This is a genomic window from Muribaculum gordoncarteri (assembly GCF_004803695.1).
GTDB classification, from domain to species: domain Bacteria; phylum Bacteroidota; class Bacteroidia; order Bacteroidales; family Muribaculaceae; genus Muribaculum; species Muribaculum gordoncarteri.
This window is the reverse complement of sequence record NZ_CP039393.1, coordinates 889151-906948: the sequence shown is the minus strand read 5'-3', so window position 1 is coordinate 906948 and position 17798 is coordinate 889151. Positions and strand designations below refer to the sequence as shown.

The 17798-nt window shown below is 47.5% G+C and carries 13 protein-coding genes; 7 read left to right on the top strand and 6 right to left on the bottom strand.

Going from position 1 to position 17798, the window contains the following annotated elements:
- The first annotated feature begins 29 nt into the window (after positions 1-29).
- Entirely contained in the window at positions 30-1817 is a 1788-nt protein-coding gene (gene lepA / locus E7746_RS03960) for a translation elongation factor 4 (protein WP_136409907.1), read from the top strand.
- A gap of 55 nt (positions 1818-1872) precedes the next feature.
- Positions 1873-3273 carry a Na+/H+ antiporter NhaA gene (nhaA, locus tag E7746_RS03955; protein ID WP_136409906.1) on the top strand — a complete coding sequence of 467 codons (1401 nt, stop codon included), beginning with the start codon at positions 1873-1875 and terminating at the stop codon, positions 3271-3273.
- A gap of 105 nt (positions 3274-3378) precedes the next feature.
- On the opposite strand, the gene E7746_RS03950 is transcribed toward nhaA, so the two are convergent.
- Positions 3379-4239 (bottom strand): sigma-70 family RNA polymerase sigma factor, encoded by an 861-nt coding sequence (locus tag E7746_RS03950; protein WP_123395945.1) that lies wholly within the window; start codon positions 4237-4239, stop codon positions 3379-3381.
- A gap of 351 nt (positions 4240-4590) precedes the next feature.
- Here E7746_RS03950 and E7746_RS03945 point away from each other — a divergent pair, with 351 nt between their 5' ends.
- Complete coding sequence (locus E7746_RS03945; protein ID WP_107681949.1) at positions 4591-6396, top strand: IS1634 family transposase; 1806 nt, start codon at positions 4591-4593, stop codon at positions 6394-6396.
- A 307-nt stretch (positions 6397-6703) separates the two neighbouring features.
- On the opposite strand, the gene E7746_RS03940 is transcribed toward E7746_RS03945, so the two are convergent.
- Positions 6704-8257, bottom strand: a complete 1554-nt coding sequence (locus E7746_RS03940; RefSeq protein ID WP_136409905.1) for a Do family serine endopeptidase — start codon at positions 8255-8257, stop codon at positions 6704-6706.
- Positions 8258-8593: 336 nt separating this feature from the next.
- Between E7746_RS03940 and E7746_RS03935 the strand changes: the two genes are divergently transcribed.
- Positions 8594-9538, top strand: coding sequence for a DUF362 domain-containing protein (locus E7746_RS03935; RefSeq protein WP_136409904.1), 945 nt, complete (start codon positions 8594-8596; stop codon positions 9536-9538).
- Positions 9539-9622: 84 nt separating this feature from the next.
- Here the strand turns inward: E7746_RS03935 and E7746_RS03930 are convergent, their stop codons facing one another.
- The 4 genes from E7746_RS03930 to E7746_RS03915 all read right to left on the bottom strand — a co-directional run bounded on the left by E7746_RS03930 (position 9623) and on the right by E7746_RS03915 (position 14223).
- Positions 9623-10555 carry a ribose-phosphate pyrophosphokinase gene (locus E7746_RS03930; protein WP_136409903.1) on the bottom strand — a complete coding sequence of 311 codons (933 nt, stop codon included), beginning with the start codon at positions 10553-10555 and terminating at the stop codon, positions 9623-9625.
- Positions 10556-10594: 39 nt separating this feature from the next.
- Positions 10595-12343, bottom strand: a complete 1749-nt coding sequence (locus tag E7746_RS03925) for an alpha-amylase family glycosyl hydrolase (RefSeq protein WP_136409902.1) — start codon at positions 12341-12343, stop codon at positions 10595-10597.
- Between the two features lie 42 nt (positions 12344-12385).
- On the bottom strand, positions 12386-13159 hold the full coding sequence (locus tag E7746_RS03920; protein WP_168184292.1) for a patatin-like phospholipase family protein: 774 nt from the start codon (positions 13157-13159) through the stop codon (positions 12386-12388).
- Positions 13160-13272: 113 nt separating this feature from the next.
- Complete coding sequence (locus tag E7746_RS03915; protein ID WP_289703261.1) at positions 13273-14223, bottom strand: glycoside hydrolase family 43 protein; 951 nt, start codon at positions 14221-14223, stop codon at positions 13273-13275.
- A gap of 227 nt (positions 14224-14450) precedes the next feature.
- Here E7746_RS03915 and E7746_RS03910 point away from each other — a divergent pair, with 227 nt between their 5' ends.
- The 3 genes from E7746_RS03910 to E7746_RS03900 all read left to right on the top strand — a co-directional run bounded on the left by E7746_RS03910 (position 14451) and on the right by E7746_RS03900 (position 17713).
- A complete protein-coding gene (locus tag E7746_RS03910) occupies positions 14451-14828 on the top strand; it encodes an MmcQ/YjbR family DNA-binding protein (protein WP_136409899.1) in 378 nt (125 codons plus the stop codon).
- A gap of 604 nt (positions 14829-15432) precedes the next feature.
- On the top strand, positions 15433-16467 hold the full coding sequence (locus E7746_RS03905; RefSeq protein ID WP_136409898.1) for a hypothetical protein: 1035 nt from the start codon (positions 15433-15435) through the stop codon (positions 16465-16467).
- 37 nt (positions 16468-16504) lie between these two features.
- Positions 16505-17713 (top strand): acyloxyacyl hydrolase, encoded by a 1209-nt coding sequence (locus tag E7746_RS03900; protein WP_136409897.1) that lies wholly within the window; start codon positions 16505-16507, stop codon positions 17711-17713.
- Positions 17714-17798 lie beyond the last annotated feature (85 nt).

The following is a 17798-nucleotide window of genomic DNA, read 5'->3' as shown; positions in this document are numbered from 1 at the left end:
TTGGTTTTTTTCACTAATTTTGCAGTCCTATGAAACGTATTAGAAATTTCTGCATAATAGCCCATATCGACCACGGCAAGAGCACTCTTGCCGATCGACTTCTTGAGTACACCAACACTATTGCCGCAAAGGACCTACAGGCACAGGTGCTCGACGACATGGATCTTGAACGCGAGCGTGGAATAACCATCAAGAGCCATGCCATACAGATGAACTACACTCTCGACGGCGAAGAGTACACGCTCAACCTCATCGACACTCCGGGACACGTTGACTTCTCCTACGAGGTGTCACGCTCAATAGCCGCCTGTGAAGGCGCATTACTCATTGTCGACGCATCGCAGGGCATCCAGGCCCAAACAATATCCAACCTCTACATGGCCATCGACAATGACCTTGAAATAATCCCGGTTATCAACAAGGTTGACCTTGACAGTGCAAAACCCGACGAAGTAGAAGACCAGATTGTAGAACTTCTCGGATGCAAACGCGAAGAGATAATACGTGCATCAGGAAAAACAGGTATAGGAATACCCGAAATACTTAAAGCCATAATCGAGCGCATACCCGCTCCCACCGGCGACCCCGAAGCTCCGTTGCAGGCATTGATATTTGACTCGGTGTTCAATCCGTTCCGAGGCATTATCGCCTACTACAAGATAGTCAACGGCACAATACGCAAAAACGACTTCGTGAAATTCGTATCGACAGGCAAGGAGTATCACGCTGACGAAATAGGCGTGCTGAAGCTCGACATGTCACCCCGCGAGGAGCTGTCGGCCGGCAATGTGGGATACATAATCTCAGGCATCAAGACCTCCAGGGAGGTCAGGGTCGGCGACACAATAACCCATGTCGACCGTCCGTGCAAAGAGGCCATCGACGGTTTTGAGGAGGTAAAGCCGATGGTGTTTGCCGGAGTCTACCCCATCGAAACCGAGGATTTCGAGAATCTGCGCTCATCGCTCGAAAAGCTGCAGCTCAATGACGCATCGCTCACCTTCACGCCCGAGTCATCGGCCGCTCTCGGATTCGGATTCCGTTGCGGCTTCCTAGGATTACTTCACATGGAAATCATTCAGGAACGCCTCGGTCGAGAGTTTGACATGGATGTCATCACAACCGTGCCCAATGTGTCCTACCGTGTATATGACAAAAAAGGCGTCATGACCGAGGTACACAACCCCTCCGGCCTACCCGACATCACGCTCATCGACCACATCGAAGAGCCCTACATAAGGTCATCGGTCATAACCGCAGCCGACTATATAGGTCCCATAATGACCCTTTGCCTCGGCAAACGAGGTGAACTTGTAAAGCAAGAATACATCTCGGGCAACCGCATAGAGCTGACATTTGACATGCCGCTTGGCGAAATCGTGATCGACTTCTACGACAAGCTGAAGTCGATATCCAAGGGATATGCATCATTTGACTACCACATCCACGATTTCCGTGAGTCGAAACTCGTAAAGCTCGACATCCTGCTCAACGGCGAGAGCGTCGACGCGCTAAGCACCCTGACCCACGCCGACAACGCCGTGACATTTGGCCGACGGATGTGTGAGAAGCTTAAAGAGCTCATTCCGCGTCAACAATTTGACATTGCCATCCAAGCCGCAATAGGTGCGAAGATAATCGCCCGCGAAACCATAAAGGCCGTGCGAAAGGATGTAACGGCAAAGTGCTACGGCGGTGACATATCACGTAAGCGCAAATTGCTGGAGAAGCAAAAGAAAGGAAAGAAGCGCATGAAACAGATAGGATCGGTTGAAGTTCCGCAAAAAGCTTTCCTTGCAGTACTGAAACTCGATTAGAACATAAGTTGTTATAATTACAGCATCATATTTTTTTCAATTTACATTTTTTATTATGGATTCGACACATATTGAAGAGCACGACACCTTCACCCACAGGGTCTATTACTCGGCCAAACGTGCGGTAAAGAGTCATGCTTCGGGAGGAAATGTGCTCATCGTAGCTACCATTCTCGCCCTTGTTGTTGCCAATATTCCGGGAATCAACCAGATGTACAATGATTTCTGGGAGCAAGAGATACGCCTTCAGGTAGGCTCATTCAACATTTTCAGCCACGCAGGCCATCCGATGAGCATGCTTCAGTTCATCAACGATGCGCTCATGGCAATATTCTTCTTCACGATAGGACTGGAAATAAAGCGTGAAGTACTTGTGGGCGAATTGAGCTCATTCAAACAAGCGCTTCTGCCTATCATCGCTGCAATAGGCGGCATGGTGGTGCCAGTGTGTATATACCTGCTGCTAAGCGCGGGAACCGACTTCACCAGCGGCGCAGCCATCCCCATGGCAACCGATATAGCCTTTTCGCTCGGTGTGCTTGCAATGCTCGGAAGCCGAGTACCTATATCGCTTAAGATATTCCTTACCACCCTCGCCGTTGTCGACGATATAGGCGGCATCATAGTCATTGCGGCATTTTACTCGACCCACATCGAAGCTATGCTTATTGTATATGCCCTCATACTGCTCGGAGTGTTGTTTCTCGGCTCGGTGTTCAAGATACAAAGTAAGATTTTCTACCTGTTGATAGGAACAATCGTGTGGTACCTCTTCCTAAACTCAGGAATTCATCCCACCATCGCCGGCGTGCTTGTGGCATTCTGTATCCCGGCGACGCCCGTGTTCCCGCCAAAGAAATATATCCAGACAATACGTCGTTCAATAGCCTATTTCAACGCCGAAGACGACGAACTGCTCAATCGCCGCTCGATATTGAACAAAGACCAGATGGACTGGCTTAAACAGATAGAGTCGGCATCGGATAAGGTGATCTCTCCTCTTCAGGAGCTTGAGGACTCGCTCCATCCCGTGGTCAACTACCTTATAATACCCATCTTCGCATTTGCCAATGCGGGCATTACATTATGGCACATGGACGCATCGGCCCTCGTAGGCGGCATCGGCCTTGCCATTATATGCGGACTTGTATTGGGTAAATTCCTCGGAATATTCGTGTTCTCATGGCTTACCGTGAAGCTGCATCTCGCACCAATGCCTCAATATTGCAACTGGAAGATGATGGCATCGATCTCAATGCTCGGAGGTATCGGATTCACCGTTTCACTGTTCATCGCCAACCTGTCGTTTGGTTCGATGGGCGCACACGGACTTGAACTTCTCAACAACGCCAAGCTTGGCATCGTAGTGGGTTCGCTTCTTGCCGGAGTGCTCGGCTTCATGATGCTGCATCACTTCCTGCCCAAGACACCGTGTGAAGACTCGGGCGAATGTTAACAGCACAAACAATCATCAACAAATAAGCAAATGCGGGATGTCCGATACCGGGCATCCCGCATTTACTATAAGGAACGATTAATCGCTATCTAAAAAACACGGCAATTATTGTCCCAGATATGTCTTGAGCAGCTTGCTCTTCTGCCCCTTCAAGCGTCGTATCGCTTTCTCCTTTATCTGGCGTACACGCTCACGGGTCAAGTCAAACTTAGCACCAATCTCTTCAAGAGTCATCTCCTGGCATCCTATACCGAAGAACATCTTCAGGATTTCGCGCTCACGCTCATGCAATTGGCGAAGTGCTCGCTCCACCTCCTTGGAAAGCGATTCCTGGGTCAAGGTGGCATCAGCCATGGGCGAATCGTCATTGGTCAGCACATCAAGAAGGCTGTTGTCCTCACCTTCAACAAACGGTGCGTCAACCGAAATGTGACGGCCCTGAACCTTAAGTGTGTCGGCAATCTTCTCAACGGGCACATCAAGTGCCTCGGCAAGCTCTTCGGCTGAAGGACGGCGTTCATTCTCCTGCTCAAACTTTGACAGTGCCTTACTGATTTTGTTGAGCGAGCCCACCTGATTCAAGGGCAGACGCACGATTCTTGATTGTTCGGCCAATGCTTGCAAAATGGACTGACGAATCCACCAAACCGCATAGGAAATGAACTTGAATCCTCGTGTTTCATCAAATTTCTGTGCTGCCTTGATTAGGCCAAGGTTACCTTCATTAATCAAGTCAGGAAGCGATAATCCCTGATTCTGATACTGTTTTGCTACAGAAACGACGAAACGCAAATTGGCACGGGTCAGCTTTTCAAGAGCGGCCTGATCACCCTGCCTGATTTTTTGAGCAAGTTCAACCTCCTCTTCTACAGTTATAAGGTCCTCACGGCCAATTTCTTGCAGATACTTATCGAGTGATGCGCTCTCTCGATTGGTGATTGACTTAGTAATTTTTAATTGTCTCATCTGTATATACACAAGATATTAAACGTACAAAGATACAAAATTCTATCCAAATTTCGCACGTTAAATGTAAGATTTATGGATAAAGGATTTAATATTATAACATTTTCAAGTTATGTTAAGTCATCCCAATTAGCTATTTTCAAGATTTAATAGGTAAACTTAAGTATTTTAACACATAAAAAAACGTGCCACGCCGATTTGCCCGGCATGGCACGCTCATCCAATTATGTTACGCTCGGTAGTTTGACAGTTGCATTTTCATGAATCTTTTTTGCTGGCACGCTTGCACGTGTCAAATTTTATTACTATCTTTGTAGCACCGTGTAGCAATCAACGGCAGGGCGGCATAATATGAAGCTGAAAATAACCAAGACAAAAAAGACTTCCATCCTTTATGTACAGAAGGCATACAGGGACAAGAACGGCAAAAGTACCTCAAGAATCCATGAGCGCCTTGGAACGCTTGAGGAAGTTCGTCAGAGATGCGGAGACAGAGATCCTGTTGAATGGGCCAGGGAATATATCGCCAGGCTTACGGCACAGGAGAAGGAGGGCCGGCAGGTGATAATATCACGTCTGTCGCCCACAAAGCTTATTGAAAAAGGCGAGGCTCAGAGTTGCGAGAGCGGATATCTGTTTCTTAAACGGCTGTACCATAAGGTCGGGATGGACAGGATATGCGAGGCAATCTCACGTAAACATAAGTTCGACTTCGATTTCAACAAAGTTCTGGAGCTGATGGTCTACGAACGGCTTTTGAGACCGGCTTCAAAACTAGGTAATTATCGCAGGAGCGGAAGCTATATCGAGCCTTTTGATATAGAAAAACAGCATATCTACAGGAGTCTGGATATCCTGGACAGACACGGTGAATACATCCAGAAGAGACTTTTCCTTAATTCGTCAAAGGTTGTCGAACGGGATACGACCGTCATGTACTATGACTGCACCAACTATTTTTTCGAGAGAGAATCTGCCGATCCGGACTATGTGACAGACAAAAAAGGGAACGTTCATGAACGTATACGCAAGTACGGAGTCTCCAAGGAACATCGACCGAACCCCATCGTACAGATGGGTATGTTCATCGACAACTCCGGCATGCCGGTTGCGATGTGCATCAATCCCGGCAATGCCAACGAACAGACTACCTTGATTCCAACTGAAAAGATTATAGTTGAGAAGATGGGGGTCAGCAAGATTGTAGTCTGTACAGACGGAGGTCTCTCTTCTGAAGGCAACCGGTCATATAACTCCACAGCAGAAAGATCATTCATAACGGTGCAGTCAATAAAGAAACTGGAGGATAATCTCAGGGACTGGTGTCTGGAACCGACAGGATGGAAACTTGTAAAGTCCGACACGGTACAAAAAGACAAGCGGTACCGGGATGCAGACGAGGATGAACTGGAGTTTGACCTGACTGATGCCGATACTGCCCGTTATTACGGAGACCGCACTTTTTATCGCGAGCGTTGGATTGTCAATGAAAAGACAAAGTTCTCTCAAAGATTGATTGTGACATTTTCATACAAATACCGCGACTACCTCCGATTCCTGCGTCAACGCGAGATTGACAAGGCTGACAGCAATGCACGTGGAAACAGGACATTGACCAAATCTTATAAGAGCCCTGACAGGTTCCTTTCCGAGACCTACGCCACAGAAGACGGCGAGGTTGCGGTATTCAGAACCGTCTCCCTGAATCTTGACGCCATATCAGAAGAAGAAAAATATGACGGCTTCTATGCGATATGTACGGATCTGTCTGACAATGTGACGAAAATCATCGAACTGAACCATAACCGCTGGGAGTCGGAGGATGCCTTCAGGGTCATCAAGACTGACTTCAAGGGTCGACCCGTCTTCGTCTGGACGGCGGAACACATAAGGGCCCACTTCATTGTCTGCTTTATCACACTACTGCTCTTCAGAATAATGGAAAAGGAACTGAACTATAAATACACATCCTCCGCTATAATTGAGAAACTACGGTCAATGACTATGAACATAGTCAAGGGAGAAGGCTACAAGCCTAACTTCACACGGGATGATCTTACCGATGACCTACATGCCAAAGCCGGCTTCAGACTCGACACCGAGATTGTTACTCGTCAGAAAATCAAACAGATTATTGCTAATATTAAAAAAGGTTAAATATAGATAACCCCATTCCAGTGCTACATATATAGACCCTTTTGCACATGGCTTCACGCCAATGTACAAAAGGGTTTGCTCGTTTTTGGACTGTAAAAGATGGGAAATTCTATCCAAATTTCGCACGTTAAATGTAAGATTTATGGATAAAGGATTTAATATTATAACATTTTCAAGTTATGTTAAGTCATCCCAATTAGCTATTTTCAAGATTTAATAGGTAAACTTAAGTATTTTAACACATAAAAAAACGTGCCACGCCGATTTGCCCGGCATGGCACGCTCATCCAATTATGTTACGCTCAAATTAATCGGCTAAATCAACTGCATAATAAACCTTACGACCGGTTGGATAGATTCCGGTTATGAACATAACCTTATCCGCCTCGTCGCTCTTCATTATGGCATCATAGATTTTCTCTACATCATCCTGACTCTTGACACGCATGTTGTTTATGTCGAGGATAATGAATCCGTCCTTTATACCGGCACTCTTGAACTTACCGTCCTTAAGGCCTACAACCTGCAATCCGGAGGTAAGCTGATACTGACGAAGCTGCTCGGCCGACAACGTCTTGAAGGCGCAACCGAGTGCGGTGTAGTCGTTGGCAACCGTGATGTTGACATTACCCTGATTGTTACGCAATGTAACGTTGGTCGACTTCTCCTTGTTGTCGCGAATGTACTTCACTACAATCTTGTCGCCGGGACGATACTTGTTGAGCTGCTCCTGAAGCTGTGCGCTATTGTGGATTCCAACTCCGTTTATGCCTACTATTATATCGTTCTTCTGCAATCCGGCCTCCATTGCGGCACTACGTTCAACCACTTCGTCGATGAGTATACCGTCATTGACTGCGGTAATCTCCATGTCCTTTACAAGCTGGGGAGTGAGCTCCCTGTAAGCGACTCCGAGCACGGCACGCTGAACGGTTCCATACTGCTTGATGTCGGTGATAATCTTCTTTACAATCGATGTGGGCACAGCAAATGAATATCCGGCATAGTTACCTGTCTGTGAATATATTGCGGTGTTGATTCCCACAAGTTCACCATTGATGTTGACAAGAGCGCCTCCCGAGTTTCCGGGATTGACAGCTGCATCAGTCTGTATGTAGCTCTCGATACCCATAGGACGACCCTGTGTGGCGCTACCTATACTGCGGGCCTTGGCGCTGACGATACCGGTAGTCACTGTCGAGGTGAATCCGAAAGGATTACCCACGGCAAGCACCCACTCGCCCACCTTCAGCGCATCACTGTCGCCGATAGGAATTACGGGAAGCCCCTCGGCCTCTATCTTCAGCAAAGCGATGTCGGTCGATGCATCCGAGCCTATGACCTTAGCGTTAAAGGTGCGGTTGTCGTTAAGCGTTATTTCAAGTCGCTCGGCACCGTCAATGACATGATTGTTTGTAACGATATATCCGTCGGGGCTTATGATGACACCCGAACCGAGTCCGAGCTGCTGCTCAGGCTTATCCTGCTTCTGCTGAGGCTGCTGACGGCGATTTCCTCCATTGGGCGAACCGAAGAAGAACTCCAGGAACGGATCATTGAAAGGCGATGCACCTCCACCGTTGCCGTAAGCGTTATATCCGCGAGGAGTCGCATAACTCTTTATGCTCACAACGCCGTTGATTGTGCTTTCGGCGGCATGAGTGAAGTCGGTAGGAGGTGTTACACCATTCTGCGACACCTTGTAGATACCGCCTCCGTCATATCCCGACTCGGTAAAAGTATAGGATGATGACGACGGCATGTCATTACCGTTGAGTACATCTACGGCAAATACCGTAACAGCCGAACTGGCAATAGCCACCCCACAAGCCAATAATGCAATTTTACTATACAAATTCATAACTCTTAGATTGGTATGTTAATTTTTAAATTTTCCAGTGTTAAATTTTAACTCTTGTGATTTAGACGCAAAAATAACGCATTATTTTAATTGTAGTATATTAAAAAATGTATACTTAAACCTATTTAATAAAGGCGCATCTCATTTTAAACTATATTGACTATAAAAATGTGAAATTGATTGAATAACTATGTGATTTATGCAATAATACACACAGTTATGGCAATATACCACCATGAAATTTCATATTTGTCATGAAATAATGCAATGACATATACCCGTATTGTCGGCTCATTTATCTATCTTTGCAATAACAACCAAATCACAATACACATTATGATTAAACAATTAATTACAGCAATTGCCATAGCAGCAATAAGCTGCACGGGAGTGGCACAGTCGACCGTATACATGACACGTGACATTACGCCCGAATCACTCGTGAAAATATACGAGGCAGTAGGCCGCAAGGCTCACGGCAAAGTAGCGGTTAAAATCAGCACGGGCGAACCCGGAGGTCACAACTACCTGAAGCCCGAACTGATCAAGGGCCTTGTGCAGAAAGTCAACGGCACAATCGTTGAGTGCAACACAGCTTACGGCGGCCGTCGCTCCAATACCGAGGAGCATCTCAAAGCGGCTCGTGAACACGGATTTCTTGACATTGCCGATGTCGACATAATGGATGGAGCAGGAGAGATAAAATTGCCCGTGCGCGACACCACCCACATAAAGTATAATCTCGTAGGCGCCAATCTCGCCAACTACGACTTCCTGATCAACCTCGCACACTTCAAGGGTCATGCCATGGCCGGACTGGGCGGAGTACTGAAAAATCAGTCGATAGGCATAGCATCGGCCAACGGAAAAGCCTACATACACACAGCAGGATACACCGACAAGCTCAAAGGCATGTGGTCGCACACCGGCGATCAGGACGGATTCCTTGAATCGATGGCTGCCGCCGCACAGAGCGTGGCCGACCACTTCGGCGACAACATCCTCTATATCGATGTAATGAACAACCTGTCGGTCGACTGTGACTGCGATTCACATCCCCGCGACCCCGAGATGAAGGACATAGGTATCCTCGCGTCAACCGATCCTGTAGCCCTCGACGAAGCTTGCCTTGAACTGGTATATGGCGTAAAGCCCACTGAAGGCAACGACAACCGTCCGTTGATAGAACGCATCCAAAGCCGTCACGGCAACCACACCATAGACCATGCCGAGAAAATCGGTCTTGGCTCAAAGGAATACAAGATCGTGATGATTGACTGACATTCCAGTCAGCACAAAATAGTGAAGGCCGGTTTCTCTTTCGAGTTGCCGGCCTTCACATTTTTATGTCCATTCAATTTTTTCCTAAATCAGATATTGCGATGAAATTGACTGATTTTCATGCACGCGACGAATAGTGTCGGCAATCAGGTGTGCCACCGACAGTATCGTACACTTGTGGCAGTTGCCCTTATAGGGGATACTGTTGGTGAAGATCATCTCGGTTATGCCGCTTTCGTTTACACGATCGCTCGCAGGATCGCTCATGATAGCGTGAGAGCACAATGCACGCACACTCTTTGCACCCTTCTCCATCATCAGGTCGGCAGCTTTGGTGATAGTACCGGCAGTGTCGACCATGTCGTCAATCAGAATGATGTTCTTGTCCTGAACATCGCCGATAACGGTCATCGTTGCCACAACATTGGCCTTGGCACGCTGCTTATGGCACAGGATAAGGGGCACGTTGAAATATTTGGCGTAATTGTTGGCACGCTTGGCACCACCCACATCGGGAGTGGCAATGGCCATGTTTTCAAGATGAAGCGACTCTATATAAGGTATAAACACCGATGATGCATAGAGATGGTCGACAGGAACGTTGAAAAATCCCTGAATCTGGTCGGCGTGCAAGTCCATACAGATTACTCTATCGACGCCGGCCGTGCTCAGCAAGTCGGCTACAAGCTTTGCGGCAATCGACACACGAGGCTTGTCCTTACGGTCCTGACGAGCCCAACCGAAGTAAGGCATCACAGCTATAATTGATTGTGCCGAAGCTCTCTTGGCAGCGTCAATCATCAGTAACAGTTCCATGAGATTGTCGCTGTTGGGAAATGTCGACTGAACAAGATAAACTTCGCATCCGCGAATTGACTCTTCAAAAGAAACTTCAAATTCACCGTCAGCAAAATGCTGGATGTTCATCTTGCCAAGCTCGACACCGAGTGAGGCACATATCTCTTTGGCCATGTACTCGGACTTGGTTCCGGCAAAAATCTTAAATGGTGGTAACATTACACAATATATTTAGTATGTTGGAATTTTTGTGCAAATTTATTGTTTTTTGATATTATTTCGCCTATCGTCACCTCTTTTTTTATCATCAGGAAGTATATTTTTATGCTTTATCTTCCAAATGACGGCATCGTAGGGACCTATTTCAGTTTCAAAGGGCTTGTCTGACGACATGGATTTACGCATCATATCCTTTGACAGGAGTTCCTTGGCAACGCAATCGCCCTGAGGCATGCTCAACACCTCAAATGCATGCTGCGGAATATTTATCTTCAAGTTGCAGGGAGAGCTGCCGAAGTTAACGGCAATCAACAACGTTTCATCATCGCAGCTGCGCAGGAACGCATATTGGCGATGAGGATTCAATGTGGGATTGTCGTAGTTAACATACATCAAGTCGAAGAAACGGCCGCTTGAAATAGCCTTCTCGCTATTGCAAAGGCGCAATATGGTACGGTATTTGTCGCGCAGCCATCGCTCCTGACCTGTCAATCGGTCATTGTTGCACTTTCCTCCGTTGAGCCAACGGCGCACGGTGGGAATGCTCCAGTAGTCAAATATTGTAGTACGACCGTCGTAACCGCTGAAACCTTCGGCATCCAGAGCCTGCTCGCCAAGCTCCTGACCGGCGTATATCATAAACGGGCCACGTCCCATCATGGCGCTTACAATCATCGAGGGGATGACCAGCGACGGGTCGCCGGCATAATATTTTGAGCCGAATCGCTGTTCATCGTGATTCTCAAGGAAGTTCAGCATATTGTCGGAGATTCCGTCAACCGTCTGCCAGCAATTGGTTATCTGGGCTGCCGAAATGTTGGAACATTGTATGCCGCGAAGCGTGTCGTAGAGGTTAACCTTGTCATAGAGGTAGTCAAATCCGCCGTACTTTATGAAATCACGGTAAAGCGACACATCATATATCTCGGCAATGAAGATGACATGGGGATAACGCTCCTTGACATTGGTGATAGCCCATTGCCAGAACTCAATAGGCACCATGTGAGCCATGTCACACCTGAATCCGTCGACACCTTTTGACGCCCAATAGCGCAGAATGTCAAGCATCTGGAACCACGTGCGCGGAATCGGATAGAAGTGATGGGAACCGTCGCCGTAGTCGATACCGTAATTCAGCTTGACCGTTTCATACCAGTCAAACTGCGACGGGAAGGCCGTGAAGCAGTCGTTGCCCGACGCTTTTGCCGGAAACTCCACGTAGGCGTCATCTCCGTCACCAAGGTCGATGCTCGGGGCAAAGAGCTGATGAGGTATGTAATAGAAATTGTTGTTGCGCTCAAAGAATCGATTCTTGTCGTCGCCCACGCCGAAATCCACAACCTCGGCTGGCTTAGCGTCAGAAACATATTGTCGTGACACATGATTGGGAACGAAGTCAATGATCACGCCCATACCGGTATCATGAGTGCGCATCAACAACGCCTCAAACTCCCCTATTCGATTGTTCACATCCACAGCTATGTCGGGATCCACATCGTAGTAGTCCTTTATCGCATAGGGCGATCCGGCTTTGCCTTTGACTACGTGCGGATTATCTCTACTTATTCCATAGCGCGAATAGTCGGTCTGATTGGAGTGTTCGATAATCCCTGTATACCACACATGCGTGATTCCCAAATCCTTAATGCTTCTTAGCACTTTGGTAGTGATGTCGTTCATCTTGCCTGAGCCGTTTTGCTCGATCGTACCGTTAGGTATGCAATGCTCATTGCAATTGGCAAACAAACGAGGAAGCATTTGATAAATTACCGGTTTTTCCTTACTCATTTCTTCTGTTATATAGATTTAGTCAACTAAATGCAATCACGGTTAAACGAGGCCGGCCTTCTTTATGGCATCGCGAGCCGCCTTGTAGCCGCTTCGGAACACAAGTTCCTTCTGATGCATATTGAATACATGCATGTCGGCTATGGACTTTGTTTCGATGACAAGGTCACATAGATGCATGTCGGCAATGGCGTTTGTCTTGGCCATCAACATGTAGGAGCGTTGAGCCACATCCAGCAAAGTACCCTTATAGGTATTCTTCTTCACCATGGGGCTGCAGTTTATGCCTATCAGATAATCGCAATCATCACGTATCGCCCACGCCGGAAGGTTGTGAAGCACACCCCCGTCAACATAGTTCAATCCGTCGATTTTTACCGGCTGAAACACGATGGGAATCGAACACGACGCCATCACTCGCTCAGCTATAGCACCTTCACGCCACTGCACGGGGCAGCAGTTGTCAAGATCGGTGGCACACACTACAAGCGGAGTACTGCATTGCTCAATCAGCTCCACTCCAAGTGACTTGTTGAGAAACGACCTGAATCCGTTCATGCGGAAAAAGCCGTCCTTTGGGACGCTTATTTCACAGAAATCGGTGAACTTGGCCTTCATGAACAGCTTCATGATCTCAAGGGGCTTAAGACCGGCGCTATACATCGAGCCGGCAATGGAGCCCGCGCTCACCCCTGCAATTATATCAGGCTTGATGCCCAATTCATCCATGGCGTATAAAGCACCCACATGGGCAAACCCACGTGCTCCTCCACCACTAAGTGCCAGACCTATCTTATATGGTTTCTTTTCAGACAAAATGTAAATACTTTCTTATCTAAACACAAAATTAATGGTTTTATATCATTCAACCATCGATTTGTTGTAAGAATTTAACACGGCTGTCCAAATCATCGCACCCCTGCCCCGGGTCATGGGCGATATTCATCGCCAATCACGAGCTTGTCGCCACTGTCGTCCACATTGAAAAGATGCGGAACACGATGATAGTGACCGTTAATCGACTTATGGCTGTGAACCGACATAAGCAACCGGCCGTCAAATGTGCGGAAGAGCATTCCATGTCCGAAATCGGGAGGCGTAATAGGCTCCTTCTCCTGAATCCACGGTCCCTCAAGAGTTCCCGACTCGGAATAGGCCACGCCTTGAGTGTAGACATCATATATCCAGCTTGTCCATATCATGCCGAGCCGTCCGGTAGCGGTACGGAACAGGTAGGGCCCGTCGGTCACTCGATTGGGACGCTCCTTGCCGTCGATTTTCTCGCGACTCCAAGGCGAATCACTTGCACGGAACAGTATTCGTCCCTCTCCCACACTTCCGCGAAGATCGGGCTTCAGCTCAATGCTCTCTATCGTACCATCCCAATTCTGCAGCCACTCCCAGCAGTAGACCATGTAAGGCTTGCCGTCGGTGTCGACCCAGAAAGTGCCGTCGAGAGTCAGTTTGTCGGCAGGCAGATATGTGTCATCGGCCATCGGACGATAAGGGCCTTCGGCTTTGTCGCTTACCAATACGTGACTCGCACGACGCTCAAGCTTGTTGCCGCGATACTCTCCGAGTATGTTCTTGCTGTTGGTAAATGTTGCGAAGTAGTAATATTTTCCTTTATACTTGTGAAGCTCGGCTGCCCAAATCATGGGGTTGGGCCCCATCCACGACTCATCGTCGGTTTCGGCTACACGGTATGGGCCGTCCCACAGCCTCAAGTCGCGGCTTTTCCATAACAGGCCGCCTGTTCCCGTCATGTAATAGGTCATAGTGGCACTATCGGCCAATACACACGGGTCGCTCAGCACTATTGAGTCAAGAGGCACGTTATTCCGAACCCTTGCTTTACGCTCGGCGGCATCTGCTGACATAACTGCCAGAGCTACAAAAATCATTATTAATACACGCTTCATTGCAATGTGAGGGATAATTGGATTAATACTAATTGAGTCTTGGATATGAATAAGTTTTGCCTTTATAGAGCGGTCAAAGATAATGAAAATCCGTGATTTTGCATAACTTTGCAATTCATAAATTAAAGCGTCCGCCATTATAGCGGGAACAAAGCAATGGCTACCAAACATAAACAACAACCGTCATGAACGTAACGGAACTGCGCGACTACTGCCTGTCACTACCTATGGTGACCGAGGATTTCCCTTTCAATGAATCGATTCTCGCATTCAAGATATTGGGTAAAATATTCGCGGTCATAGACCTCGACAACATTGACTGGCTCGTAATGAAGTGCGATCCAGACTATGCAGTGGAACTGCGTGAGGCCCACCCTGAAATAACCACGGCGTGGCACTGGAACAAAAAGTACTGGAATCAGGTGAGAATGCGCGAAGCCTTGACCGACGAGCTAATAATCAGCCTGTTGCGCCACAGCTACAGCGAGGTTGTAAAGAAATTCACAGGAAAAATAAGAGCCGGTTCGACAATAAATGTTAACGGCAGGGCGGTCAATTGTTGAGTGATTTTCTTTAGCTCTTGAGGGAGCGATGGGGCTCCATCGTGACTGAAAGAGATGAAGAAAAGCGCCAACGAGTGGCCGAGGCGAAGGTAACTTTTGTCCCATCAAATATTGGGGCAGCATCTTCCACTGACATCCGGTATAAACCGGATATGCAATAGCTGTGAATATCTTATAGAGGTCTGTGCGTTCCTTTCAATGGAAGCCTGACAAAAACTTACGGATGCGCTTCCCCCGGCAATGCTTAAGCTTTATTTTCATGGAGCCAATGATTTATGTTACTGAGATATAACACAAATCAAACCTTTTTCCTTTTTGGTTGAACTGAATTACCATCGACTCGCATATTGCGGGCGCTTTTCCGTCTGTTTGTCAGTCGTGTACATCCAGTACATTCCTTCCTCGCAGACCAAAAATCGCTCCGCACTATGCGACCCTGCCGTTAATATTTATTGTCGAACCGGCTCTAAAGCGCGAATATCCTATATTGTTGACAGTGCAATCTCCGGCAATCATTGATGGTTAAAAAACGATAAAAATCGTTAGTCGAGAATTTTTGATGTATTTTTCATTATATTTGCACAAAAATACCAATCATTTAAATATGAAAGCCCTATTATCGAGGATTCTACCCATCCTCATTACTATGATTATCACAGGATGCAACAACGATATTTTCATTGACGACGAACATCCTTCAATTACCGAGATCGAGATTCCCGATCAAGGCAATAAATCAATCACGTTCCAGACATCGCAACTGAAGTCCATAGAGATTGCATTCTACAACGATGCCACTTTCGATTGTACGCTGTTTGATCACACAGGCGACATATATAACAAATACGACGACCGAAACTACATCTATCTATACGAAATTTCGAGCAGTATGCCCAAAATAACGCGCATGTTGGCCGAAAACGACGATGTGGCTTTTGAAGTAACGCGCACCGGCGAAAACGAGTTGACAATCAGCTCAATCATGAATATGACAGGTTACGATGTACACGGCAGTATAATGTTATCCTACACCTACAAGGAAGAGTTCATTGCGTTCTCGATATTGCCGTCACCTGATGGCCCTACCTTATATTCAATCAAGGGATTATCCTACAATAAGGCAAGCCTTTCACAGGGATTCAGCGACGAGCAGAGCACTCCTTTTAGAATTATCAACGAAACGCAATCGGCGACAAAACAGGTGTTCAATCCTCAACAACACTGCACCACCATGGTGATATTCAATACCAACGGCATGGACCGACTGAAACTCGATCCCGATGCCGAAATGCCCGTAGTGGAGATACCATCCTACATCCACCGTGACGATGCCGAGGAAATCGCTGGCGGATTCAACGGTAGGGAAATTCAATTCTCACGCGAAATAATAGTCACCGACACTCCCGACAACGCACTGATCAACGGGGGAAGCTTCAATGTAGATTATCCCGTCGAAGTTCCTCCCATGTCGGCAAGAGAGCTAAACCTGTCGATCAACCGAATCATCATGAGAGCAAACGGCGAATTGACATTGGTGAACAACCGTAACGACAAGGAAATCAAACTACCGTTTGTGGTCACCGTGATGCAGCCCTACAACTACAGTTGTAAATGGGAAGAAGCGACAATCGACGAATAAACCCGATAAATAAATAATCTGCAATAGATCTACACGCATGATTTTTAAATATATAATTGCCATAACCGCCTTGTTGGCATCGGCATCGGTCAACGCCGCCAACCTATCGGAGCAGGACACTTGCGCCAACGCGCCGAAATACATACACCGCATCGGTGCCGATCTCCGCGGCGGTTACGTGGCATCTTCATCCAACCATGTGGCACAGGACTATGACGAAACGGGTGCGACAAAGCTCCACAGCGCAATGTCGGCTCACCTCAAATATTCGTTTAAATACTCCGATGTCACGCGCACCGGTCGCCTATACCCCGACACATATCAGGGTATCGGCCTATCCTACACCACTTTCTTCGACAACGCGCGCACAGGCTCTCCTATAAACCTCTACCTCTTTCAAGGCGCTCCAATCATCAAGTTGTCACCACGATTGTCATTGGACTATGAGTGGAACTTCGGTGCGTCATTCGGTTGGAAAAAGTATAATCCCGACCTCCCTCCGGTAAACATCATCGTGGGTTCAAAGGTCAACGCCTACATCAACCTCGGCTTCATGCTCAACTACCGCATGTCACGCCAATGGAGCCTTACGGCAGGAATCGACATGACCCACTACTCCAACGGCAACACCTCATGGCCCAATCCAGGTGTTAATTCACTCGGAGCGCGTGTGGGAATGACTTACACATTTGACGACAGGACAAAATCGTCGCTCGACACTCCATACCCCGCAGTCGACCCCGTTAAGCCTCACATAAGTTACGACCTTGTCGTCTATGGAGCGGCACGCAAGCGCATGATAATGCTGCACGATTCACCTGAACTGCTTCCCGGACGATTCGGAATAGCCGGAATAAACTTCTCGCCTATGTATAACTTCAACCGATTTTTCCGCGCCGGAATGTCGGTCGACATTCAATATGACGAAAGTTCCGACTTGGCCTCCTATTGGGTCGACGGAACCTACGGCGACGACATTAAATTCCATCGCCCGCCCTTCTTTCATCAGGTTTCGGCTGGACTTTCATTGCGTGGCGAGCTCGTAATGCCCATATTCTCAATCAATGCCGGTGTAGGCTACAACATCCTGGGCAACCCCGACACGCGCAACCTATATCAGGTGCTTGCGCTTAAGGTACACATGACCCGCAGCCTGTTTTTGCACATAGGCTACCAGCTCAACAAGTTTGAGAATCCCAACAACCTCATGATAGGCATAGGCTATCGTTTCAACGACCTCCGCTGAATCAGCGCGGTAGCGACGGCAGCAGCCCGACGCCGAAATATTATTGCTGTATTATAAGGTATATGTGAGCAGAAATTGCTATTTT